Source organism: Actinomadura sp. NPDC048394, from assembly GCF_040651755.1.
GTDB lineage: Bacteria > Actinomycetota > Actinomycetes > Streptosporangiales > Streptosporangiaceae > Spirillospora > Spirillospora montaniterrae.
This window is the reverse complement of record NZ_JBEZJL010000042.1, coordinates 65,151-87,186: the sequence shown is the minus strand read 5'-3', so window position 1 is coordinate 87,186 and position 22,036 is coordinate 65,151. Positions and strand designations below refer to the sequence as shown.

Annotated in this window: 22 protein-coding genes; 11 read left to right on the top strand and 11 right to left on the bottom strand. The window is 72.4% G+C overall.

All coding sequences use genetic code 11. The annotated features are described in order from the left end of the window. The first annotated feature begins 337 nt into the window (after positions 1-337). The 3 genes from AB0C78_RS29030 to AB0C78_RS29020 all read left to right on the top strand — a co-directional run bounded on the left by AB0C78_RS29030 (position 338) and on the right by AB0C78_RS29020 (position 2,238). Positions 338-742 carry a DUF3224 domain-containing protein gene (locus tag AB0C78_RS29030; RefSeq protein ID WP_151546028.1) on the top strand — a complete coding sequence of 135 codons (405 nt, stop codon included), beginning with the start codon at positions 338-340 and terminating at the stop codon, positions 740-742. Between the two features lie 45 nt (positions 743-787). Further along, entirely contained in the window at positions 788-1,372 is a 585-nt protein-coding gene (locus tag AB0C78_RS29025) for a TetR/AcrR family transcriptional regulator (RefSeq protein ID WP_151546027.1), read from the top strand. 80 nt (positions 1,373-1,452) lie between these two features. Beyond that, a complete protein-coding gene (locus tag AB0C78_RS29020) occupies positions 1,453-2,238 on the top strand; it encodes a site-2 protease family protein (protein ID WP_360753791.1) in 786 nt (261 codons plus the stop codon). A gap of 2 nt (positions 2,239-2,240) precedes the next feature. Here AB0C78_RS29020 and AB0C78_RS29015 read toward each other — a convergent pair whose 3' ends face one another. Beyond that, positions 2,241-2,879: a helix-turn-helix domain-containing protein gene (locus tag AB0C78_RS29015; protein ID WP_360753788.1), complete on the bottom strand. Its 639-nt coding sequence runs from the start codon at positions 2,877-2,879 to the stop codon at positions 2,241-2,243. 109 nt (positions 2,880-2,988) lie between these two features. On the opposite strand from AB0C78_RS29015, the gene AB0C78_RS29010 reads away from it, so the two are divergent. Further along, a complete protein-coding gene (locus AB0C78_RS29010; protein WP_360753786.1) occupies positions 2,989-3,798 on the top strand; it encodes an NAD(P)H-binding protein in 810 nt (269 codons plus the stop codon). Positions 3,799-3,903: 105 nt separating this feature from the next. Here the strand turns inward: AB0C78_RS29010 and AB0C78_RS29005 are convergent, their stop codons facing one another. Further along, a complete protein-coding gene (locus AB0C78_RS29005; RefSeq protein ID WP_360753783.1) occupies positions 3,904-4,518 on the bottom strand; it encodes a PadR family transcriptional regulator in 615 nt (204 codons plus the stop codon). Positions 4,519-4,617: 99 nt separating this feature from the next. Between AB0C78_RS29005 and AB0C78_RS29000 the strand changes: the two genes are divergently transcribed. The 3 genes from AB0C78_RS29000 (at position 4,618) to AB0C78_RS28990 (ending at position 8,218) form a co-directional block, all read left to right on the top strand. Further along, entirely contained in the window at positions 4,618-5,205 is a 588-nt protein-coding gene (locus AB0C78_RS29000; RefSeq protein ID WP_360753780.1) for a hypothetical protein, read from the top strand. Between the two features lie 63 nt (positions 5,206-5,268). Then, complete coding sequence (locus AB0C78_RS28995) at positions 5,269-6,609, top strand: carotenoid oxygenase family protein (RefSeq protein WP_360753777.1); 1,341 nt, start codon at positions 5,269-5,271, stop codon at positions 6,607-6,609. Between the two features lie 109 nt (positions 6,610-6,718). Further along, positions 6,719-8,218 carry an aldehyde dehydrogenase family protein gene (locus AB0C78_RS28990; RefSeq protein ID WP_360753774.1) on the top strand — a complete coding sequence of 500 codons (1,500 nt, stop codon included), beginning with the start codon at positions 6,719-6,721 and terminating at the stop codon, positions 8,216-8,218. 114 nt (positions 8,219-8,332) lie between these two features. Here the strand turns inward: AB0C78_RS28990 and AB0C78_RS28985 are convergent, their stop codons facing one another. Next, positions 8,333-9,013, bottom strand: a complete 681-nt coding sequence (locus tag AB0C78_RS28985; protein ID WP_360753771.1) for an SDR family oxidoreductase — start codon at positions 9,011-9,013, stop codon at positions 8,333-8,335. A gap of 70 nt (positions 9,014-9,083) precedes the next feature. Here AB0C78_RS28985 and AB0C78_RS28980 point away from each other — a divergent pair, with 70 nt between their 5' ends. Continuing rightward, positions 9,084-9,638 carry a TetR/AcrR family transcriptional regulator gene (locus tag AB0C78_RS28980; protein ID WP_192809265.1) on the top strand — a complete coding sequence of 185 codons (555 nt, stop codon included), beginning with the start codon at positions 9,084-9,086 and terminating at the stop codon, positions 9,636-9,638. A gap of 563 nt (positions 9,639-10,201) precedes the next feature. On the opposite strand, the gene AB0C78_RS28975 is transcribed toward AB0C78_RS28980, so the two are convergent. Further along, positions 10,202-11,158 (bottom strand): zinc-binding dehydrogenase, encoded by a 957-nt coding sequence (locus tag AB0C78_RS28975; RefSeq protein ID WP_360753767.1) that lies wholly within the window; start codon positions 11,156-11,158, stop codon positions 10,202-10,204. An 82-nt stretch (positions 11,159-11,240) separates the two neighbouring features. Here AB0C78_RS28975 and AB0C78_RS28970 point away from each other — a divergent pair, with 82 nt between their 5' ends. Next, on the top strand, positions 11,241-11,810 hold the full coding sequence (locus AB0C78_RS28970) for a TetR/AcrR family transcriptional regulator (protein ID WP_360753765.1): 570 nt from the start codon (positions 11,241-11,243) through the stop codon (positions 11,808-11,810). A gap of 25 nt (positions 11,811-11,835) precedes the next feature. Here AB0C78_RS28970 and AB0C78_RS28965 read toward each other — a convergent pair whose 3' ends face one another. Continuing rightward, entirely contained in the window at positions 11,836-13,425 is a 1,590-nt protein-coding gene (locus AB0C78_RS28965; protein ID WP_360753763.1) for a GMC family oxidoreductase N-terminal domain-containing protein, read from the bottom strand. A 122-nt stretch (positions 13,426-13,547) separates the two neighbouring features. Here AB0C78_RS28965 and AB0C78_RS28960 point away from each other — a divergent pair, with 122 nt between their 5' ends. Together AB0C78_RS28960 and AB0C78_RS28955 are read left to right on the top strand one after the other, a co-directional pair. Next, positions 13,548-14,174, top strand: a complete 627-nt coding sequence (locus AB0C78_RS28960; RefSeq protein WP_360753760.1) for a cob(I)yrinic acid a,c-diamide adenosyltransferase — start codon at positions 13,548-13,550, stop codon at positions 14,172-14,174. Between the two features lie 136 nt (positions 14,175-14,310). Beyond that, on the top strand, positions 14,311-15,249 hold the full coding sequence (locus AB0C78_RS28955) for a DUF4097 family beta strand repeat-containing protein (protein ID WP_360753758.1): 939 nt from the start codon (positions 14,311-14,313) through the stop codon (positions 15,247-15,249). A gap of 36 nt (positions 15,250-15,285) precedes the next feature. Here the strand turns inward: AB0C78_RS28955 and AB0C78_RS28950 are convergent, their stop codons facing one another. The 6 genes from AB0C78_RS28950 to atpA form a co-directional block, all read right to left on the bottom strand. Further along, complete coding sequence (locus AB0C78_RS28950) at positions 15,286-16,872, bottom strand: M20/M25/M40 family metallo-hydrolase (protein WP_360753755.1); 1,587 nt, start codon at positions 16,870-16,872, stop codon at positions 15,286-15,288. A gap of 197 nt (positions 16,873-17,069) precedes the next feature. Continuing rightward, a complete protein-coding gene (locus AB0C78_RS28945; RefSeq protein WP_360753753.1) occupies positions 17,070-17,546 on the bottom strand; it encodes a DUF2550 domain-containing protein in 477 nt (158 codons plus the stop codon). A 27-nt stretch (positions 17,547-17,573) separates the two neighbouring features. Further along, entirely contained in the window at positions 17,574-17,960 is a 387-nt protein-coding gene (locus AB0C78_RS28940) for a F0F1 ATP synthase subunit epsilon (RefSeq protein ID WP_151544558.1), read from the bottom strand. A 77-nt stretch (positions 17,961-18,037) separates the two neighbouring features. Then, complete coding sequence (gene atpD, locus AB0C78_RS28935) at positions 18,038-19,468, bottom strand: F0F1 ATP synthase subunit beta (RefSeq protein ID WP_360753750.1); 1,431 nt, start codon at positions 19,466-19,468, stop codon at positions 18,038-18,040. Position 19,469: 1 nt separating this feature from the next. Then, positions 19,470-20,369 (bottom strand): F0F1 ATP synthase subunit gamma, encoded by a 900-nt coding sequence (locus AB0C78_RS28930; protein ID WP_151544556.1) that lies wholly within the window; start codon positions 20,367-20,369, stop codon positions 19,470-19,472. A gap of 5 nt (positions 20,370-20,374) precedes the next feature. Continuing rightward, complete coding sequence (atpA, locus tag AB0C78_RS28925; RefSeq protein WP_151544555.1) at positions 20,375-22,012, bottom strand: F0F1 ATP synthase subunit alpha; 1,638 nt, start codon at positions 22,010-22,012, stop codon at positions 20,375-20,377. Positions 22,013-22,036: the final 24 nt, after the last annotated feature.

Sequence of the window (22,036 nt, the reverse complement as noted above, 5' to 3'; positions counted from 1 at the left end):
GGTGGACGAAGTCCATCGCGAAGCGACGCCGAAGGCGCCCTTGACTTTGGAGGGGCGGCCCCGTACGCAAGCGCCACCCCACCACCCGAACACCCTTATCCACGATCTCCCGAACACCACTCTCGTCGAGGCACCCGAACCCCTCTTTTGATGCACCGAGCACCGAGCACCGAGCACTGACCACCAAGCACTGAGCAGCGAGCAGCGAGCAGCGAGCACAAGGCAGGCGACAGGGGCTCGTTCCTTGATGAGGAGGACCAGCTGGTCCGTCCTTTCGCGGCGTGGTCGGGCGGTAGGGACTCGCCCGGTGTCGGGGGCGGCGGGCATCATGGCGGACATGACCTTCCAAGCGAGCGGCGCTTTCGACATCGACGCGTGGGAAGCCGAGAAGCCCTACGACGAGCAGGGCGGCAACAAGCTGACGCGGGTGCACGTCCGCAAGACGTTCCACGGGGACCTGGTCGGCACCAGCACCACCGAGCTGATCACGGTGGAGTCGGCGGCCGGGCCGGTGGCGTACGTGGGGATCGAGCACGTCCAAGGGATCCTGCACGGCCGCGAGGGGACGTTCGTGCTGCAGCACAGCGCGGGCACCGAGGACGGCACGCCCGGCACGCAGTGGCTGCGCTGGCTGATCGTGCCGACGTCCGGGACCGGCGAGCTGGCGGGGATCCGCGGCGTCGGGCAGATCACCGTCACCGACGGCGGGCACACCTGGTCGCTGGAGTACACGCTGGACTGACGCGCGGCGGGTAGCGGCGCCGCGCCTGCCGGTAATGTTTCGGCCATGCCCCCGGTCAGCACGGACGCCACGCGCGAGCGGATCATCGACGCCGCCGAGGCGTGCTTCTCCCGGTTCGGCGTGGCGAAGACCACGGTGGAGGACATCGCCGCGGCGGCGAAGCTGTCGCGGGCGACGGTGTACCGGGCGGTCAGCGGCGGGCGGGACGAGCTGATCCTCGCGGTGGTGGTGCGTGACCTGCACCGTTTCCTGGACCGGCTGGCGGTGCGGCTGCGTCGCGAGCGGTCGGTGCCGGAGGCGATCGTCGAGGGCACGATGGACGCGGTCGAGTACGTCCGGAACGAGCCGACGATCGCGCATTTCCTGGTGCCGGAGGCGGCGGGGCACATGCAGGCGGCGGTGGCGGGCGCGGCGGAGCACGTCCTGGCGTTGTGCTGCGACTATGTGCGGCCCTATTTCGAGCAGGCGCAGCGGCAGCGGACGCTGCGTCCCGACATCGAGGTCGAGGGGACGGTGGAGTTCCTGTTCCGCATCATCACGTCGCTGATCGTGATGGACCGCGAGCGGGAGCCGGACGACCTGCGCCGCTTCCTGCGCACGTACGTGGTGCCGGGGATCGCGGGACTCTGATCCGCCGCGGGGGCGTGTCCGCACCTACGAGACGGTAGCTTGCAAGGAATCGACGGCGCGGACCGGAAGGGGTCGGGGCGATGGTTGCGGATTTCACGAGGCGGGGGCGCTCGGCGGTGCAGCCGAGCCCGGTGTTCCTCGTGATCGTGGCGGCGACCGTCATCTGCGGCCTGCTGACCTGGCGGTACGGCGACAATCCGGCAAAGGGGGCGCGGGTCTCGCTGTTCGGTTTCGTGATCGCGGCGTGGGTGCTGTCGCTGTGCGTGCACGAGTTCGGGCACGCCTACATCGCCTACCGGTCCGGTGACCGGAGCGTGGCGGCGAAGGGGTACCTGACGCTGAACCCGCTCAAGTACTCCGACATGCTGCTGAGCTTCCTGATCCCGGTGGTGTTCATCCTGCTCGGCGGGATCGGCCTGCCGGGCGGGGCGGTGTGGATCGAGCGGCACCGCATTCCGGGACGGCTGCGGCACAGCCTGGTGTCGGCGGCGGGCCCGCTGTCCAACGCGATCTTCGCGATCATGCTGGCGGTCATCTACAAGAACTTCGCGGCGCAGGGCCACGCGGTGTTCTGGCTCGGGCTGGCGTTCCTGGCGTTCCTGCAGGTGACGGCGGCGCTGCTGAACCTGCTGCCGATCCCGGGGCTGGACGGTTTCGGGATCGTCGAGCCGTACCTGCCGCGCCGGCTGGTGGACCAGATCAGCGGGTACGGCGGCTACGCCTTCCTGGTACTGATCGCGCTGCTGTGGATCGAGCCGATCAACCGCGGCTTCTTCCACCTGATCTACCACATCACGGACGCGCTGGGGATCGGCGCCATCTCGATCGAGATGGGCCATTCGCTGTTCCTGTTCTGGCAGAGCTGACGCTAGGTTCCGGCGGCGTCCTCGGTGCGGGGGCGGGCGGCGAGGTGGCGGACGATGCGCCGGAGTTGTTCGGCGTAGTGCTGCTGGAACTCGGGTGATTCGGGGCTGACGCCGAAGACGCGGTGGACGGCGAGGGGCAGCACGACGGGTGCGGCGACCACGGCCATCATCACGAGCATGACGGCGGCGGGGTCCAGGTCGTCGGCGAGTTCGCCCTCCGCCTGGCGCCGGACCAGTTCCGACAGGTCCTCGCGCTCGATCGGCGGTTCGCCGTCGAAGGTGCCGGTGAGGCCGCGCAGGGCGTTCAGCCGGGTGCCGCGCGGGTCGTCGAGGGCGTGCCGCAGGTAGCGGACCAGGACCTCGTCGAGGCCGATGTCCGGGTCGTTGAAGCGGGCCTCGGTCTCGCGCCAGCGGCAGGCGATCTCCCGGTACAGGCCCTCCTTGCCGCCGAAGTAGTAGTTGATCAGCTGTTTGTTGACGCCGGCGCGGTCGGCGATGTCCTGCACGCGGGCGCCCGCGTAGCCCTTGGCGGCGAACTCGTCGAGGGCGGCGTCGAGCAGCAGCCGCCGGGACCGTTCGGCGTCCAGCTTGCGCTCGCCCGGTGCGGGCGCGCGCCGCGGCCGCCTGGTCTCCTCCGTCACGCGCTCATCGTACCGCCTGGCTGACGACGTCATACATCCGGCTGTTTGACGTCTTCATCCGTTTGGTTGAAGATGGTCGCGACACACCCCCAGAGAGAGAAGTCGAACGATGATCCTTGTCACCGGGGCCACCGGCAACGTCGGCCGCCACCTCGTCGGCGAGCTGCTCTGCGCGGACGTGAAGGTCCGCGCGCTGACCCGCGACCCCGCGACCGCGCGGCTGCCCGGCGAGGTGGAGGTCGCCCGCACCGACGAGATGCCGCTGGACGGCGTCACGTCGATGTTCCTCAACCCCGCCGTGTTCTGGACCGGCCTGGGCGACGTGCTGGAGCGCGCCCGCGACCACGGCGTCCGGCGCATCGTCATGCTGTCGTCGTCGGCGGCGCTCGACGACGATCCACGCAACGCGATCGGCGCCCATCACCTGGAGCTCGAGCGGGCCATCGAGGCGACCGGCCTGGAGTGGACGTTCGTGCGCCCGGGCGAGTTCGCGACCAACGCGCTGGCCTGGGCGGACACGATCCGCGCCGGTGAGCCGGTGCGCGAGCCGTACGCGCGGGCCCGCAGCGCGCCGATCCACGAGCGCGACATCGCCGCGGTCGCCGCGCGGGCCTTGCTGTCGGACGGTCTCGTCGGCGCGAAGCCGGTGCTCAGCGGCCCCGAGGCGCTCACGCACCCGGAGATGGTCGAGATCATCGGCGCCGCCGCCGGGGTCCCGGCCCGGTTCGAGGAGATCTCGCCGGAGCAGGCGCGGGAGGAGATGCTGAGCCGCCCCTACATGCGCGAGGGGATCGTGGACGCGCTGCTGCGGGTGCGCGCCGAGGCGGCGGACCGCGACGTGGAGATCTCGCCGGAGGTCGAGCGCATCACCGGCCGTCCCGCCCGGACGTTCGCCGAGTGGGCCGCGGACCACTTCTGACGGCCGCGAAGCACGGAACCGGTGCCCTCCGCCCGAGAGCGGAGGGCACCGCCGTCTACGGCCGGGCAGGCCCCCGCCTTGCCCGGCCGTACGCCCGTACGCCCGTCAGCCGCCCTGCCCCGACGCGCCGGAAGCGCCGGACGCGCCGCCCGCGCCGGACGACGCGCCGGACGACGCGCGGGCCTCTGTGGCGGGGCGGCGTTCCCGGTACTGCTCGCGGGCCCAGACGAACCAGTCGCGGCGCATGGCCATGAAGCGCTTGCCGTACTCCATGGTCAGCCGGCCGTTGCCGGTGAGGCCGCCCTCTTCCTCCCACGGGACGATCTCCTCGAGCCGGGCGAGCTCGTCGAGCCGGCCGGTGAGGGCGTCGATCATCCGGTCGAGGTAGCCGAGGGCCTCCTCGGGCGCGATCTGGTCGAGGAAGAAGACCCGCAGCAGCACCTCGTCCCGGCGGTGCGGCTTGGGGTCGGTCTCCACCATCCAGTGCCGCAGCTCGTCCCGGCCCGCGCCGGTGATCGCGTACTCCTTGCGGCCGCGCGGGCCCTCGGCGGACACCTCGATCAGGCCGCTGTCGGTGAGCTTGCCGAGCTCGCCGTAGAGCTGGCTCTGGGTCGCCTGCCAGACGGTCCCGAGCGAGATCTCGAACACCTTCATCAGGTCGTATCCGCTGGCACCGTCCATCTCGGCGATCAGCCCCAGCAGCGCGTGTCGCAGGCTCATTCCTCGATTGTGACACGTCGGGATTGACATGTCGACACTGACACGTCTAGCTTCTGACATGTCGAACATGGAATGTCGCTCCCGAGAGAGGCTCGCACCATGCTGCTCTACTACCTCCGGAACTTCCTCCCGTGGATCCTGCTCGCCGTGGTGAGCGGCTGGAACGACCAGGCCGGCGCGGCGGTCGGCCTCGCGGCGGCGCTCGTGCTCCTCGCCCTGGACCTGCGCAAGGGCCACCGGCTCGACTCGCTGATCCTCGAACTGTCCACCATCGTCTTCATGACGCTGCTGACCGCGCTCGCCTTCGCCGCCCCCGACTCGTCCCTGCTGGACTACGGCGCGTCCATGGCGATCGGCTGGCTCGCCCTCACCGCCTGGGGCACCGTGCTCGCGGGACGGCCCTTCACCGAGGGCGTCGGCCGCCGCAACGTCGCCGACGAGATCGCCGCGACGGACCTGTTCAAGCGCATCACCACCGTCATCGCGATCGTCTGGGCCATCAGCTTCACCGTCATGGCCCTCGTCCTGGCCTACGTGCAGCACGCCGCGCCGGACAACACGGCGCTGCTCGTCGCCGTCAAGATCGCCGGCTTCACGGTCCCGATCGTGTTCACCGCCCGCTACCCCGAGATCGCGCAGAAGCGGTACCTCGCCCGCCACGGCCTCGACCGCGAAACCGTGCGATGAGCGCGCCCGCACCGGGAAAGCCCAGGTAGAACCCCCTCGGACCCGCCCAGCGAAGGACAGGACATGGAGACGACGCGGAACGCCGGCTGGCTCGAGGGCGCCCTCGCCCCCGTCCCGGACGAGATCGACGCCACCGGCCTGGAGGTCACCGGGACGCTCCCGCCCGAGCTGACCGGACGGTACTTCCGCAACGGCCCGAACCCGCTGCCGGGCCGGCCGAGCGGCCACTGGTTCACCGGGCCCGGGATGATCCACGGCGTGCGGCTGCGCGGCGGCCGCGCCGAGTGGTACCGCAACCGCTGGGTGCGGACCAGGACGTTCCTCGACGGGAACGCCCGCTTCGCCGGCGACGACGGGACGCTCGACTTCACCGCCGTTCCCGCCAACACCCATGTCGTCCCGCACGGCGACAGGATCCTCGCGCTGGTCGAGATCGGCTTCCCGTACGAGCTGACGCCGGAGGCCGAGACGGTCGGTCCGTGCGACTTCGGCGGGACGCTCACCACCGCGATGACCGCGCATCCCAAGCAGGATCCGGTGACCGGCGAGCTGCTGTTCTTCGGCTACGGCGTCCTCCCGCCGTACCTGACCTACCACCGGCTGTCGGCCGACGGGTCGCGGGTCGTGGAGAGCCGCGAGATCGAGGTCCCGGGCCCGACGATGATGCACGACTTCGCGATCACCGAGAACCACGTGATCTGGTTGGACCTGCCCGTGGTGTTCGACCTGGACCTGGCGCTGGGCGGCGGGGGCATGCCGTTCCGCTGGGACGACGGCTACGGAGCCCGGCTCGGCGTCATGCGGCGGGACGCGCCGGGCGACGTCCGCTGGTTCGACGTCGACCCCTGCTACGTCTTCCACGTCGGCAACGCCCACGAGGACGCCGCCGGGCGGATCGTGCTGGACGGCGTCCGGTACCGGCCCGAGGACTTCGCCGCGACCTGGAAGGAGATCGGCGGCTCGGCGGACCCGGCGCAGGACGCGGCCCGGTCGGAGAGCGCGCACCTGTACCGCTGGACCCTGGATCCGGCCACCGGGCGCGCCGGCGAGGAGCAGCTCGACGACCGGAACGTGGAGTTCCCGACGCACGACGACGCGAAGACCGGCCATCGCCACCGTTTCCTCTACACGGTCGCCGGGGACGCCGTGGTGAAGTACGACCTGCGCGACGGCTCGTCCTCGGTCCGGGAGTTCGGGGAGGACGCGTCCGTGGGCGAGGCGGTCTTCGTCCCCGCCGAGGGGGCGCGCGGGGAGGACGAGGGCTGGCTGCTGTCGATCGTCTCCGGCGCCTCCAGCGCCGAACTCGTCGTCCTGGACGCGGCGGACCTGTCGCGGACGGCGAGCGTCCGGCTGCCCCGGCGGGTGCCGGCGGGATTCCACGGCAGCTGGATCCCGGACGCCTGAGCCGGCACGGACCCGGCCAGGGCGGGGACACCCGGCCGCCTAGAGTGATTTACTAGCGAGTACACAAGTGCAAGTAACCACTTACCAGGCTCCTCCCGGGAGGTTCCGCATGTCCGTGGCCACGGAGAGCACCGAGACCTTCGCGTCCCTGAACCCGGCCACCGGCGAGGTCGTCGGCGAGCACCCCGTGCACGACGCCGCCGCCGTCGCGCAGGCGCTCGGCCGGGCCCGCGAGGCGGCCGGCTGGTGGCGCGCCCTCGGCTGGAAGGAGCGCCGCCTCCGGCTGCTGAACGTCAAGGGCGCGCTCACCCGCAACCTCAACCGGATGGCCGAGCTCATCCACCAGGAGACCGGCAAGCCGGTGCAGGACGCCCAGCTGGAGACGATCATGGCGATCTCCCACCTGGACTGGGCGGCCCGCAACGCGCGGAAGGTCCTCGGCCCGCGCACCGTCTACCCCGGCCTCATGGCCATCAACCAGCGCTGCGAGCTGGAGTACCAGCCGCTCGGCGTCGTCGGCGTGATCGGCCCGTGGAACTACCCGATCTTCACTCCGATGGGCTCGATCGCCTACGCGCTCGCCGCCGGCAACGCCGTCGTCTTCAAGCCGTCGGAGTTCACCCCGGGCGTCGGGCTGCTGCTCGCCGAGCTGGTCGAGGGCGTCGTCCCCGAGCACCCGGTGCTGCAGGTCGTCACCGGCCTCGGCCCGACCGGCGCGGCGCTCGCCTCGTCCCCGGACGTCGACAAGATCGCCTTCACCGGTTCCGGCCGCACCGCCAAGCGGGTGATGGCCGCCTGCGCCGAGAACCTCACCCCGATCGTCGCCGAGTGCGGCGGCAAGGACGCCTGCATCGTCGACTCCGACGCCGACCTCGACGCCGCCGCCGACGCCGCGCTGTGGGGCGCGATGTCCAACGCCGGCCAGACCTGCATCGGCGTCGAACGGATCTACGTGCTGGACGACGTCTACGACCGCTTCCTCGGCAAGATCACCGAGAGGGCGAAGGAGCTGCGGCCCGGCTTCGACCGCGAGGCCGCCTACGGCCCGATCACCATGCCGGGCCAGCTCGACATCATCGAGCGGCACATCAAGGACGCCCTCGACAGGGGCGGCAAGGCCGTCGTCGGCGGCGCCGAGTCGGTCCGCAAGCCCTACGTCGAGCCGGTCGTGCTCACCGACGTGCCGGACGACTCGTCCGCCGTCTGCGAGGAGACGTTCGGCCCGACGATCACCGTCCACCGCGTCAAGGACCTGGACGAGGCGGTCGAGAAGGCGAACAGGACCAGCTACGGCCTCGCCGGGACGATCTTCTCGGGCAGCAGGACCCGCGCGATGGACGCCGCCCGCCGGATGCGCTCCGGGATGACGTCCATCAACGCGTTCGCCGCGTTCGCGCAGGTCGCGGCGCTGCCGTTCGGCGGCGTCGGCGAGTCCGGCTTCGGCCGCATCCACGGCGCGGACGGGCTGCGCGAGTTCGCCCGCCCGAAGGCCATCACCCGGCAGCGGTTCGCCACCATGAACCTGACCTCGTTCGGCCGCACCGAGAAGGAGATGGCGCGCGTCCTCGGCCTGATCAACATGATCCACGGCCGCCGCTACAAGCGCTGACGACAGAGCGGCGCCCGCAACGCGGGGCGCCGCATAGGCGTGACGCCCGCACGCGCGGGCGTCACGTGTGCACGGCGCCCGCCTCTCGGGGCGGGCGCCGTCGCGTGCCGGGGCTCAGGCGACGGTGAAGCCGCCGTCCACGGGGAGGATCGTGCCGGTCACGTAGGACGCGCCGATGAGGTAGGCGATCGCCTCGGCGACGTCCTCGGCGGTGCCGACGCGCTTGACCGCGAGCCCGCCCGCCGCCTCGGCGAACTGCGCCTCGCGGTGCTCGTCCGGCAGGAACGACCACCACGGGGTGTCGACGACGCCGGGCGCGACCGCGTTCACCCGGACCGGCGCCAGCTCCGCGGCGAGCGGCGACACGATCCGCTCGATCGCGCCGTTCACCGCGGCGAGCGCCGTCGTGCCCGGCAGGGCCGCGCGGGCGGACGCCGCCGACACGAACGTGATCGAGCCGGTCACCTTCGCGTGCTGGATCGCCGACAGGTACGGGAACAGCTTCCCGTCGAACGCGGCCCGGACGTCGGCCAGCTTCGTCTGCCCGATCGGGCCGAGGCCGACGGCGCCCGGGCTGAAGGCGAGGACCAGGTGGTCGAACCCGCCGGTCCGTTCGAAGAACGCGGCGACCGCGGCCTCGTCGGCGCCGTCGACCCGTTCCGCGGCCGCGGACTTCACCGCGGCGAACTTCTCCGGGTCGCGCCCGGTGACGATGACCTCGGCGTCCCGCGCCGCCAGCAGTTCCGCGGCGGCCAGCCCGATGCCGGACGTGCCGCCCATGATCACAACGCGCATCCCGCGCCTCCATTTCAAGACGTGACGTCTCGATACTAAATCGAGACGCGACGTCTTGTAAACTGCCCGCATGGGACGGCCACGCAGCGAGACGGCACGGCGCGCGATCCTCGACGCCGCGATGAGCGAGCTCCAGGAGCACGGCTACGCCGCCCTCACCATGCAGGGCATCGCCGCGACCGCCGGCGTCGGCAAGCAGACGATCTACCGCTGGTGGCCGTCCAAGGCCGACGTCGTCCTGGACGGCCTGGTCGAGCTCGCCGACGAGCGCATCACCGTCCCGGACACCGGCTCCCTGCCCGGCGACCTCACCGAGTTCCTCGCCGCGACGTTCCGGCAGCGCGGCCAGCGGCCCGTCCTCATCGGCCTGATGGCCGAGGCGCTCCTCGACCCCGCGTTCGCCCGCGCGTTCCGCGACCGGTTCCTGTTCGCCCGCCGCGCCGCGCTCCGCGGCATCCTCGACCGCGCCGCCGAGCGCGGCGAGATCGCCGCCGGCACCGACCCCGAACTGCTGATGGACGTCGTCTACGGCGTGCTGTGGTACCGGCTCATGCTCGACCACGCGCCGCTGGACGAGTCCGCCGGGCGCGCCCTCACCGACCTCCTCGTCCGCGCCGTTTCCTGAGCGCGGACCGCCCGCCTAAGGCGTCTCGGCACCCCGTACACCGCCCCCTAAGGCGGCTCAGTCCCAGGCGCCGCGAACTAAGGCGTCCTAAGGCGCGCGAATAGGGCGTCGTCCCGATGTGGGCCCCGGGGCCTTAGGACGAACCTTGTACATGTCGGGCCAAGAGGGCCCGGCGGAGACAAGGAGCAGGACATGTACAGCACGGACATCAGCCGGGTCATCATCGCCGACCGCGTACGCGAGCGGCAGGCCGAGGCGCGCAACGCCCGCCGCGCCCGCCTCGCCAAGGCGCTCAAGCGCTGACGCACGACCCGTCCTGACCGCACCGACCGGACACGAGCGAAGGGAGCCGACCATGATCAGCCACGAGTTCATCAGGATCGCCGGAGAGGACCGGGCGCGCCGGCTGCGGGCCGAGGCCCGCGAGGCGCGCCGCGCCCGGCTGGCGAAGGCGCTCAAGCGGTGACGCCCGCACAGCGACCCCATCCGCCAACGCCCCCGTCATCCGACGGGGGCGTTCCTCGTTCACGGGGTTGTCGTCCACTGGGCCGTTCCCGGCCCGTTCATTTCAGAAGGACGGCGCCGATGTTCTCCCGCGCCTCCAGGACCGTGTGCGCGCGGGACGCCTCGTCCAGGAAGAACTCGGCGTGGACGCGGGGGCTCAGCGCGCCGGACGCGGCGGCCTCCAGCGCCCGCTCGGCGGCGGCGCGCTGCTCGGCCGGCGGCTTGGCGAACGCGATCCCGAGCGCGCCGACGACCGTGAGCCCGCGGGCGCCGATCGCACGGGCGTCCAGCGGCGCCCACTCCCCCGACGTGAATCCGTAGATCCCGATGCGGCCCCGCCCGGCGGCGGCAGCGTCCATGGCCCGCGCGGCGGTCTCGCCGCCGACCGCGTCGAGGACGACGTCCGCTCCTCCGCCGGTGGCCTCCACGACCTCGTCCGCCCAGCCCTCCGCGCCGTAGTCGACGGCGAGGTCGGCGCCGAACCCGGCGACGGCCGCGAGCTTCGCCTCCCCGTGCGCGGCGCCGACGACCCGCGCCCCGGCCGCCTTGGCGAGCTGGACGAGCAGCGAGCCGACCCGTCCCGCGGCGGCCGTGACCAGGACCGTCTCACCCGCCTGGACGCCGGTCCCGGCGAGCAGTTCCAGCGCGACGGCACCGGCCTGGAAGCTGGTGAGGGCGGTCCGGAGGTCCAGGGAGTCGGGGACGGGGAAGACGCCGCTCTCCTCGGCGAGGGCGAGCTCGGCGTAGCCGCCGCGGTTGTGCAGGGTGGTCGCGACCACGCGGCGGTCCACGAGGGACGGGTCGTCCGCCTCGACGACGCGCCCGGCGACCTCGATGCCCGGGACGTACGGGAGCGGGAACGGGTGGCGTCCCGAACGGACGATGACATCGCCGAACAGGACGGCCGAGTAATCGACGGAGATCAGCACCCGGCCCTCCGCGCGGACGGGGTCGGGGGCCTCTTCGAGGCGCAGGACGTCAGGTGCTCCGAAGGCACGGACCTTGATGGCTTTCATGAGACAATGTGTCTCGTATGGGAGGAGCTGTCCACAAGCTGCAAGGTGGGCGATCCGTCCCAGGCGAGACAGGAGCCGGAAATTGCCTCGCAAAGAGGACCTGCGGGTCCGGCGGACGCGGACCCTGCTCCGCGAGGCGCTGATCGAGCTGATCGGCGAGCGCGGCCTCGAACGGGTCACCGTCGGCGAGATCACCGAGCGCGCGATGGTCAGCCGCGCCGCGTTCTACCGCAACTACCGGGACAAGTACCACCTGGTCGAGCAGGTCTTCGACGAGGCGATGGACGCGCTGTTCGGCACCGTCGGCGGCGACGAGCGCCCGCCGCGCGAGCGCTGGACCGCGTTCTTCGAGCACATCGGCGAGTACCACCGGCTGTACGGCGCGCTGCTCGGCCGCAAGGGCAGCCCCTGGTTCGCCGACCGGATGCGCGGCTCGCTGGCCGCCATGGTCACCGAGCACCTCGCCGGTCCCGGGCCGTGCTCGCGGGCGTCCGCGGACGGCCTGGTGCCGACCGTGCTCGGCGCGATGTTCGTCCAGTCGATCACCTGGTGGCTGGAGCACGACCGGGCCATGCCGCCGGCCGAGATCGCCGCGCGGACCGGCGAGATGGCGGGCGCCCTGCTGCGCGAGGCGGGCGGCGGCCCGTCCTGAACGCCGGCGGGTGGCTCGTGGCGGGTCAGCGGTTCGCGGGGCGGAGCGGGGCCCGGCCGCGGATCAGGTCGGCGGCGCGCTCGGCGATCGCGATGGTGGGGGCGTTGGTGTTGCCGCGCGGCACCGACGGCATGACGGACGCGTCCACGACCCGCAGGCCGTCGACGCCGCGCACGCGCAGCTCGGGGTCGCAGACGGCGTCGTCCGAGCCGCCCATCGCGCAGGTGCTCGTCGGGTGGAACAGCGTCGCGCACTCGCGGCGGACGAACGCGGCGAGCTCCTCGTCGTCCTGGACGCGCTCGCCAGGCGCGTGCTCGCCGCCGGCGAGCTGGGCGAGCGGGCCGACGGCGGCGATCTCGCGGGCCTGCCGGACACCCGCGACCAGGACGTCCAGGTCGGCCTTGTCGGCGAGGTACGCGGGGTCGATCAGCGGTTTGGCGTACGGGCTGGCGGACCGCAGCGTCAGCGACCCGCGGCTCGCGACGGCGATCGCGGTGACCATGACCGACAGCAGCCGCTGGGACGGCTCGACGAGCCCCTGGTCGACGAACGGGGTCGGCAGCACGTGGTACTGCAGGTCGGGCGCGGGCAATCCGTCGACCGTCCGGACGAACCCGCCCGCCTCGGCGAGGTTGGACGCGTACGGGCCGCGCGCGAGGGCGGTGTAGAGCGCGAACGTGCGGGCGTTCGCCAGCTCCCACAGCGCCTTGGTGTGCGGGGTCGCGAACATGACGTTGACGAACGGGTGGTCCTGCAGGCCCTGGCCGACCGGGGCGTCGACGACGACGTCGATGCCGTGCTCGCGCAGGTGGGCGGCGGGGCCGATGCCGGACAGCATCAGCAGCTGCGGGCTGTTCACCGAGCCGCCGGACAGGATCACCTCCGTCGAGGCGCGCGCCTCGACGGTCTCGCCGCGCGCCTCGTACCGGACGCCGGCCGCGCGGCCGTTCTCGATCAGGACGCGGGTGGCGAGCGCGTCGGTGACGACGGTGAGGTTCGGCCGCCGCAGCGCCGGACGCAGGTAGCCGTCGGCGGCCGACCAGCGCCGCCCGCGCTTGTGGGTGACCTGGTAGAAGCCGACGCCGTCCTGGTCGGCGCCGTTGAAGTCGGGGTTCGCGGCGAGGCCGAACGCCTTCGCCGACTGCACCCACGCCTGCGTCAGCGGGTGCTTGTAGCGCAGATCCTCGACGCGGAGGGGGCCGCCGGTGCCGTGGTACGGCGTCGCGATGCGCTGCTGGTCCTCGGCGCGGCGGAAGTAGGGCAGCAGGTCCTCGTAGCCCCAGCCGTCGCAGCCGTGGGCGTCGCGCCAGGTGTCGTAGTCGTACCGGCTGCCGCGGATGTAGATCATCGCGTTGGTGGACGAGCTGCCGCCGAGGGTCCGGCCGCGCGGCCAGTACACGGCGCGGCCGGCGGCGTGCTCCTGCGGGACGGTCGTGTAGTCCCAGTCGTACGGGCCCTTGATCAGGCTCGCGACCGCCGCCGGGATGCGGATCTCCGGCGCGTCGTCGGGCGGCCCGGCCTCCAGCAGCAGCACCTTCGCCGACGGGTCCTGCGACAGCCGCGCGGCCAGCACGCAGCCGGCGCTCCCCGCACCGACGATCACGTAGTCGTACACGAAACGAACACTACCGAACGGTTTTCCAACGTCACCGGGCCGTCCGGCCGCCCGGTCTTGCGGCGCCGTCCGCGCGGCGCCGCACGGCGCCGCCCGCGCGGCCCGGCGCTAGTGTGACGGCCATGGCGAAGAACAGGGAGACCCCCGTCGTCCTCTCCCGGATCTACACCCGGACCGGCGACGACGGCAGCACCGCGCTCGGCGACGCGTCCCGGACGAGCAAGACCGACCCCCGCCTGGCCGCCTACGCCGACGTGGAGGAGGCCAACGCCGCGATCGGCGTGGCCCTCGCCCTCGGCGGCCTGCCCGACGGGCTGAAGGCGCTGCTGGTCCGCGTGCAGAACGACATGTTCGACGTGGGCGCCGACCTGTGCGCGCCGGTGGTAGCCGACCCCGAGTACCCGCCGCTGCGCGTCGACCCGTCCTACATCGAGCGGCTCGAGGCGGCCTGCGACGAGCACAACGCGGACCTGCCGGCGCTGCGCAGCTTCATCCTGCCCGGCGGCTCCCCCGGCGCCGCGCTGCTGCACGTCGCGCGGACGGTGACGCGGCGGGCCGAGCGGTCCGCGTGGGCCGCGCTGGAGGCGCACGGCGCCGCCGCCGAGGGTGACCCGGACGCCGCCGACCGGGGCGTCAACCCGCTGACCGCCAAGTACCTCAACCGGCTGTCGGACCTGCTGTTCATCCTGTGCCGCGTCGCGAACGCCGAGCACGGCGACGTGCTGTGGAAGCCCGGCGGCGAGCGCTGAACCAGGCCGTCCGCGGCCGCGGGGGTGGGGTTAGCCCCACCCCCGGGACGCCTGCCCGCCTCCTGTCGGCGCGGTCCGCCGTCCGGCAGGCTGTTGCGTGACGGGGTGGACGGCGAGCGGCGGGGAGAGACGCGACGTGAGGACTCTGGCGGGAGCGGCGGCACTGGCCGGCACGATGGCGGTGGCGGGCGCGGCCGTGGCGGGCTGCGGGCTCAGCTTCAGCCGCCACACCGAGGACCGCTCCTACACCGCGCCGAGCGGCGTCGGCGTGCTCAAGGTGTCGCCCGGCGACGGGTCGGTGCAGATCACCGCCTCCGACTCCCCCGGCATCCAGGTCAGCGAGCACCTGCGCTGGTCCAACGACCGCAACAAGCCCAGGCCGCGGCACACCGTCGACGGGCGGACGCTGTCGCTGTCGGCGAAGTGCGGGCACAGCGTGATCGGCTCCAACCCGTGCCGGATCTCCTACCGGATCCGGGTCCCGCGCGCCACGGCCGTCGAGGTGCGCGGCGGCGCCGGATCGATCAGCGTCACCGGCCTCGCCGGGACGGTGCGGCTGCACGGGGACACCGGCTCGGTCACCGCGACCGACCTGCGCACGTCCTCCGCGACGCTCAGCGCGGGGCCGGGGAACGTGCGGGTCTCCGGCCGCGCCGGCACCGCCGACCTCCGCACCGACACCGGGTCGATCAGCGCCACCGGCCTGACGTCCGACCGGCTGACGGTCCACGCCGGCAGCGGCGGCGTCCGGCTCGGCGGCCGGATCGCGTCCGCCGAGGTGCGCACCGACACCGGCTCGCTGAGGGCGGACGGCCTCACCACCGACCGGCTGGCCGTCGAGACCGGCACCGGCTCCATCGCGGTCGGCCTCGCCGTGGCGCCGAGCGTCGTCCAGGCCACCAGCGACACCGGGTCCGTCCGGCTGCGGCTGCCCGCCGCGCAGCCCTACGCGGTCGCGCTGAGCACCGACACCGGCGGCAAGCAGGTCGACCCCGGCATCCACCAGGACTCGGCGGCGCCCCGGCGCGTCACGGTCACGACCGGCAGCGGCGCCATCTCGATCAAGCCGGCCTGACCCGGCCCCGCCGGCCGGCTCAGACGCCCGCCCGCATCACCGGACGAGGTAAGGGCCCTGCCATTCGGGCAGGTACGGGGCCGCCGGCATCGCCGCCACGCGCGCCTCCCCGTTCACGGGCAGCGTGCTGGCGGCGAACCGCTGCGTCACGTACGCGACGGCGTCGACGTTGGTGTCGAGCAGCGTGAGGTCCACGTTCCTCATCCGGTCGCACTTGGCGTGGTAGCACGGGTCGTACGCCTTGCCCGCCTTCCCGCCGTACGCCTTGGCCTCTGCCGCCGTCTTCACGCCCTCCGCGCCCGTCTCGATGCCGCCGGACGGGATGCCCTTCGCGACGAACGGCCCGTAGTCCGACCGGCCGTCGAACGGCGTCTGCGTCACCGGCAGGCGCCGCCCGGCGAAGTAGTCCCGGAACGTCTTCTCGATCGCGCCGGACCCGGCGGGCGGGACGGTGCCGAGCCGCGCCGAGTGGTCGCCGTCGTAGACGGCGCGGGTGCCGTTCGGCGAGCCGAGCATGTCGAAGTTCAGGTCCAGGGCGATCCGGCCGCGCGCCGCCGCACCGAGCGACTTCACGTAGTGCGTGGACCCGACCAGGCCCTCCTCCTCGGCGCCCCACCACGCGAACCGCACCCGGTTCCGCACGTCCTTCGCGCCCAGCTTGCCGATCTTCTCCGCGACCGCCAGCAGCGCCGCCGCGCCCGTCGCGTTGTCGTTGATGCCGGGACCCGCCGGGACGCTGTCGAGGTGCGCGCCGGCCACCACGACGTTGCCCGCCCGGCCGCGCCGCGTGTCGGCGATGACGTTGCTCGCCGACCGCTTCCCGTGCACGGCGTCGGTCCTCACCCGCAGGCTCAGGCCGCCCTTCTTCGCGGCCTTCGCCAACTCGGAGCCCACCCGGTAGGACGGGCCCACCACCGGGATCGGCGCGACCTTCTCCACCGTCCCGTTCACCGGGCCCTTCTCGCCCGGCTTGTTGTAGATGACCGCGGCGGCCGCGCCCGCGGCCCGCGCCCTGGCGACCTTCGTCGCGAACGCGCACGTCCCGCGCTGCATCAGCGCGATCGAGCCCTTGCGGAAGCCCGCGAAGTCGCCGCTCTCGCAGCCGCTCGTCCCCTCGCCGGATGCCGGGAGGTCCACCGCCTGCACGGGGGCGGTGACCGTGCCCGCGCCCGAGTACGCGAACGTCAGGAAGTCCGTCCCGACCTTGTAGGACGCCTTGGACGGCGCCACCCGCGCCAGTTCCGGGTCCGACCGCTCCCGCCAGTACGGGAACGTGAACCGCTGCACCCTGGGCTTGAACCCGGCCTTCTTCAGCCGTCCCACGACGTACCGCACGGACACCCCGAACCCCTGCCCGCCGACGGCGCGGTTCCCGCCGTTGTAGTCGGCGATCTCCTGGAACGCGGCCAGGTGCCGCTGGACGTCCTTCAGCGTGACCAGCGCCGCCAGGTCGGGCCCGGCCTGCGGGGCCGGCGCGGCCGGCGGCGGCAGGGCCTGCGACGCGGACGCGGCCCGCAGCGCGGGACGGGACGGCGCCTGCGAGGCCCCCGGGCCGACGGCGGCCAGCGCGCCCGGGACGGCGGCGGACAGCGCCACGGCGGCGCCGGTGAGCAGCTTGCGCACGTGCACTCCTGCGGAGACGGGAACGGAGCTCTGACCAGGCCCGATCATGAACCGGCGCCCCGCCCGCCTCAAGCACCACCGCGGGCGCCCGGCCGTTTCGATACCGCCGCCTTACCCTCCGCAAGCCGACCCGCCGCCCGCCGCCCGCCACGGGGCACGTGCCGCACCGGAAGCCGGGCGCGCGCCGCGCGGACCGGCTACTCCGGGGGATGTACTTCCACCGGGAAGCCCGGCGGGGCCGCCTCCAGCCAGGCCAGGAAGCCGGTCAGGGCCGCCGCGCCCATCGCCAGCTCCATCACGTGCGCGCCGTCCCGGACCTCGATCACGCTCACGTCCGGCAGCAGCCCGTCCGCCTCGTCGGGCCCCGGCGCACGCCGGTTGGACACGACGAGGCCCCGGCGGTGGATCACCTGCCGGGGCCTTCTCCGGAAACCGAACACGCGGTGCCAGTGCAGCTCGTCGCCCCGGTACCGGCCGATACCGAGGCGCCACACCCCCGGAGCGGAGTCCGGGCCCGCGCCCTCCGCGGGCAGCGTGCGCAGGCTGCACTCGACCGTGCCGCCGCCGCGGACGAACAGCCAGCGGCGCACGGCCATCACCACGAACACGAGCGCGGCCACCAGGACGAGCCCGGCGAGCACCCCGCCCGCGTCAAGTGCCAGGTGCCCGCCCAAGTCCCCCCGCCGTTCGCTCGCTGAAAACTAGACCTCTATGCCCGCCGCGCGCAGCCGCGCCCGGGCCCGCCGCTCCGGCGTCGCGTCCTCGCCGCCGCCGGCCATCGCGTCCTCCAGCGCCTGCCGCGCGTGCTGGACGTCGATCTCCTCGCCCATCTCGGCCTGCTCGGCCAGGATCGCGACCTCGTCGCCCGCGACGGAGAAGAACCCGCTGCCGACCATCGCGCTGACCCGCTCGCCGCCGTCGGCCGGCTCGATGGTCACCACGCTGCCGTCCAGCAGCACGCCGAGCACCGGGGCGTGGCCCGGCAGGATGCCGAGCGAGCCCTCGATGGTCTGCGCGACCACCGTCTTGGCCTCGCCGGACCAGATCTCGCGCTCCGGCGAGACCAGCCCGACCTTCAGGGTTGCCACGTCTCAATCCTCCGAATACTGGAGCGGTTCCGGCGGGGCGCCCGCCCGGTCCGGGCCGGGCGCCCCGCCGGAGCGGACTACTTCTCCAGCTCCTTGGCCTTCTTCTCGACGTCCTCGATGCCGCCGCACATGAAGAACGCCTGCTCGGGCAGGTGGTCGTACTTGCCCTCCGCGAGCGCCTTGAACGAGGCGATCGTCTCGTCCTTCGGCACCGTCACACCGGGCTGGCCGGTGAACTGCTCGGCCACGTACATCGGGTGCGACAGGAAGCGCTCGATGCGCCGCGCCCGCTGGACGGTGACCTTGTCCTCCTCGGAGAGCTCGTCGATGCCGAGGATCGCGATGATGTCCTGCAGTTCCTTGTACTTCTGCAGGATCCGGATCACTTCCTGGGCGACCTCGTAGTGCTCGTTCCCCAGGATCTGCGGGTCCATGATCCGCGAGGTGGAGTCGAGCGGGTCCACCGCCGGGAAGATGCCCTTCTCGGAGATGCTCCGCGACAGCGTGGTCGTCGCGTCCAGGTGCGCGAACGTGGTGTGCGGCGCCGGGTCGGTGATGTCGTCGGCGGGCACGTAGATCGCCTGCATCGAGGTGATCGAGTGACCGCGCGTCGAGGTGATCCGCTCCTGCAGCACGCCCATCTCGTCCGCCAGCGTCGGCTGGTACCCCACCGCGGACGGCATGCGCCCGAGCAGCGTGGACACCTCCGAGCCGGCCTGGGTGAACCGGAAGATGTTGTCGATGAACAGCAGCACGTCCTGGTTCTGGACGTCGCGGAAGTACTCCGCCATCGTCAGCGCGGACAGCGCGACGCGCAGCCGGGTGCCCGGCGGCTCGTCCATCTGCCCGAACACCAGCGCGGTGTCCTTGAGGACGTCCGCCTCGTCCATCTCCACCCAGAGGTCGTTGCCCTCGCGGGTGCGCTCGCCCACGCCGGCGAACACCGAGGTGCCGCCGAAGTTGCGGGCGACGCGGCGGATCATCTCCTGGATGAGGACGGTCTTGCCCACGCCCGCGCCGCCGAACAGGCCGATCTTGCCGCCCTTGACGTACGGGCACAGCAGGTCGATGACCTTGATGCCGGTCTCCAGCATCTCCGTCTTCGACTCCAGCTGGTCGAACGCCGGGGCCTTGCGGTGGATCGGCCAGCGCTCGGTGATCTCCAGCGAGGCGGTCGGCGCGTCCAGCGCGTCGCCGAGGGCGTTCCACACGTGGCCCTTGGTGACGTCGCCGACCGGCACCGCGACGGACTCGCCGGTGTCGACCACCGGCGCGCCGCGGACCAGGCCGTCCGTCGGCTGCATCGAGATCGCGCGGATCATGTTGTCGCCGAGGTGCTGGGCGACCTCGAAGGTGAGGGTCTTCTCCTCGCCGCCGAGCGTGACCTGCGCGTGCAGCGCGTTGTAGATGTCCGGGATGGCGTCGGCGGGGAACTCCACGTCGACGACCGGGCCGATGACGCGTGCGACGCGCCCGGTCGCGGTCGCCGTCTCTACCTGTGCAGTCATTTCACTCCCCGCCAGACTCGGCGAGCGCGTCAGCGCCACCGACGATCTCGCTGATTTCCTGGGTGATCGCGGCCTGCCGCGCCTGGTTCATCTGGCGCGTGTAGACCCCGAGCAGATCATTGGCATTGTCGGTCGCCGACTTCATCGCCCGCCGCACCGACGCCTGGAACGACGCCGCCGACTGCAGCAGCATGTGGAAGATGCGGCTCTCGACGTAGTTGGGCAGCAGGAGGTCGAGCGCCGCCTGCGCGGACGGCTCGAACTCGTAGGTCGGCAGGACCTGCCCGTCGCCGTCGCCCTCGGTGACCTCCAGCGGCATCAGCCGCCGGACCTGCACCTTCTGCGTCAGCATCGAGACGAACTCGGTGTAGACGACGTGGATCTCCCCGACCCCGCCCTCGGCGTCGGTCTTGAGGAAGTCCTCGGTCAGCCGCCGCCCGATGCGCTCGGCGCTGGCGAAGTCCGGCCGGTCGCTGAACCCGTGCCAGGTCTCGGCGACCTCCCGGTCCCGGAACCGGTACCAGGTGATGCCCTTGTTGCCGACGACGTACGGGACCGGCTCGCGGCCCTGCTCGCGCAGCGCGGTGATCAGCGACTCGGCCTCGCGGATGACGTTGGCGTTGTAGGCGCCGCAGAACCCGCGGTCCGAGGTGATGATCAGCACCGCGCTGCGGTTGTCGGTCGGCTGCTCGTGCAGCAGCGGGTGGTCGATCCCGACACGGTGGCTCACCAGCGCGGACAAGGCCTGGGTGATCCGGTCGGCGTACGGCTTGGACGCCGCCACCGCCTGCTGGGCCTTGACGATCCGCGACGTGGCGATCATCTCCTGGGCACGCGTGATCTTGGCGGTCGACTTGACCGTCTTGATCTGCTGCCGGAGTTGACGAAGCTGTGCGGCCATGGCCGTCAGCCCTTCTTGACGCGGGTGATCGTCTCCTGCTCGACGGCCTCGTCCTCGATCGCCTCGACGGGCTCCTCCGCGCCGAGCACGTCGCCCTCGCTCGTCTGGAAGCCCTTCTTGAACTCCGTGATGGTGCTCTTGAGGCTGGTGAGGTCGTCGTCGGACAGCTGCCCGGTCTCCCGGATCGAGGTCAGCAGGCCGGCGTCCTCGCGCTCCACGTAGTCGAGGAACTCGCGCTCGAAGCGGCGGACGTCGGCGACCGGGACGTCGTCCAGCTCACCGGACGTGCCCGCCCACACCGAGATGACCTCCTGCTCGACCGGGAACGGCGAGCCCTGCGGCTGCTTCAGCAGCTCGACCAGGCGCGCGCCCCGCTCCAGCTGCGCGCGCGACGCCGCGTCCAGGTCGGACGCGAACGCGGCGAACGCCTCCAGGTCGCGGAACTGCGACAGCGCCAGGCGCAGCGTGCCGGCGACCTTGCGCATCGCCTTGATCTGCGCCGAGCCGCCGACCCGGGACACCGAGATGCCGACGTTGATCGCCGGCCGGACGCCCTGGTTGAACAGGTCGGTCTCCAGGAAGCACTGCCCGTCGGTGATCGAGATGACGTTCGTCGGGATGTAGGCCGACACGTCGTTGCCCTTGGTCTCGATGATCGGCAGGCCGGTCATCGAGCCGCCGCCCAGGTCGTCCGACAGCTTCGCGCAGCGCTCCAGCAGGCGGGAGTGCAGGTAGAAGACGTCGCCGGGGTAGGCCTCGCGGCCCGGCGGGCGGCGCAGCAGCAGCGACACCGCGCGGTAGGCCTCGGCCTGCTTCGACAGGTCGTCGAACACGATCAGGACGTGCTTGCCCTGGTACATCCAGTGCTGCCCGATCGCGGACCCGGTGTAGGGCGCGATGTACTTGTAGCCCGCGGGCTCCGACGCCGGGGCCGCCACGATCGTGGTGTACTCCAGCGCGCCGGCCTCCTCCAGCGACCGCCGCACGTTGGCGATCGTGGAGCCCTTCTGGCCGACCGCCACGTACACGCAGCGGACCTGCTTGGCGGGGTCGCCCGAGTCCCAGGCCTCCTTCTGGTTGATGATGGTGTCCACGCAGACCGTGGTCTTGCCGGTCTGCCGGTCACCGATGATCAGCTGGCGCTGGCCGCGGCCGATCGGGGTCATCGCGTCGATGGCCTTGATGCCGGTCTGCAGCGGCTCCTTGACCGACTGCCGCTGCACGACGGTCGGGGCCTGCAGCTCCAGCGCGCGCCGCTCGGTGCTCTCGATCGGGCCCTTGCCGTCCAGCGGGTTGCCCAGCGCGTCCACGACGCGGCCGAGGAAGCCGTCGCCGACCGGGGCCGAGAGGACCTCTCCGGTGCGGCGGACCTTCTGGCCCTCCTCGATCTTGCTGAAGTCACCCAGCACCACGGCGCCGATCTCGCGCACGTCCAGGTTCAGAGCCAGGCCACGGGTACCGTCCTCGAACTCGAGGAGTTCGTTGGCCATCGCCGAGGGCAGGCCCTCGACGTGGGCGATACCGTCGCCGGAATCGACGACGGTGCCGACCTCTTCGCGCGCGGCGGCCTCGGGCTCGTACGACTGGACGAAGCGCTCCAGCGCGTTCCGGATCTCATCCGGACGGATCGTCAGCTCCGCCATGATTCCTCTCTTGCTCCCTTTGGG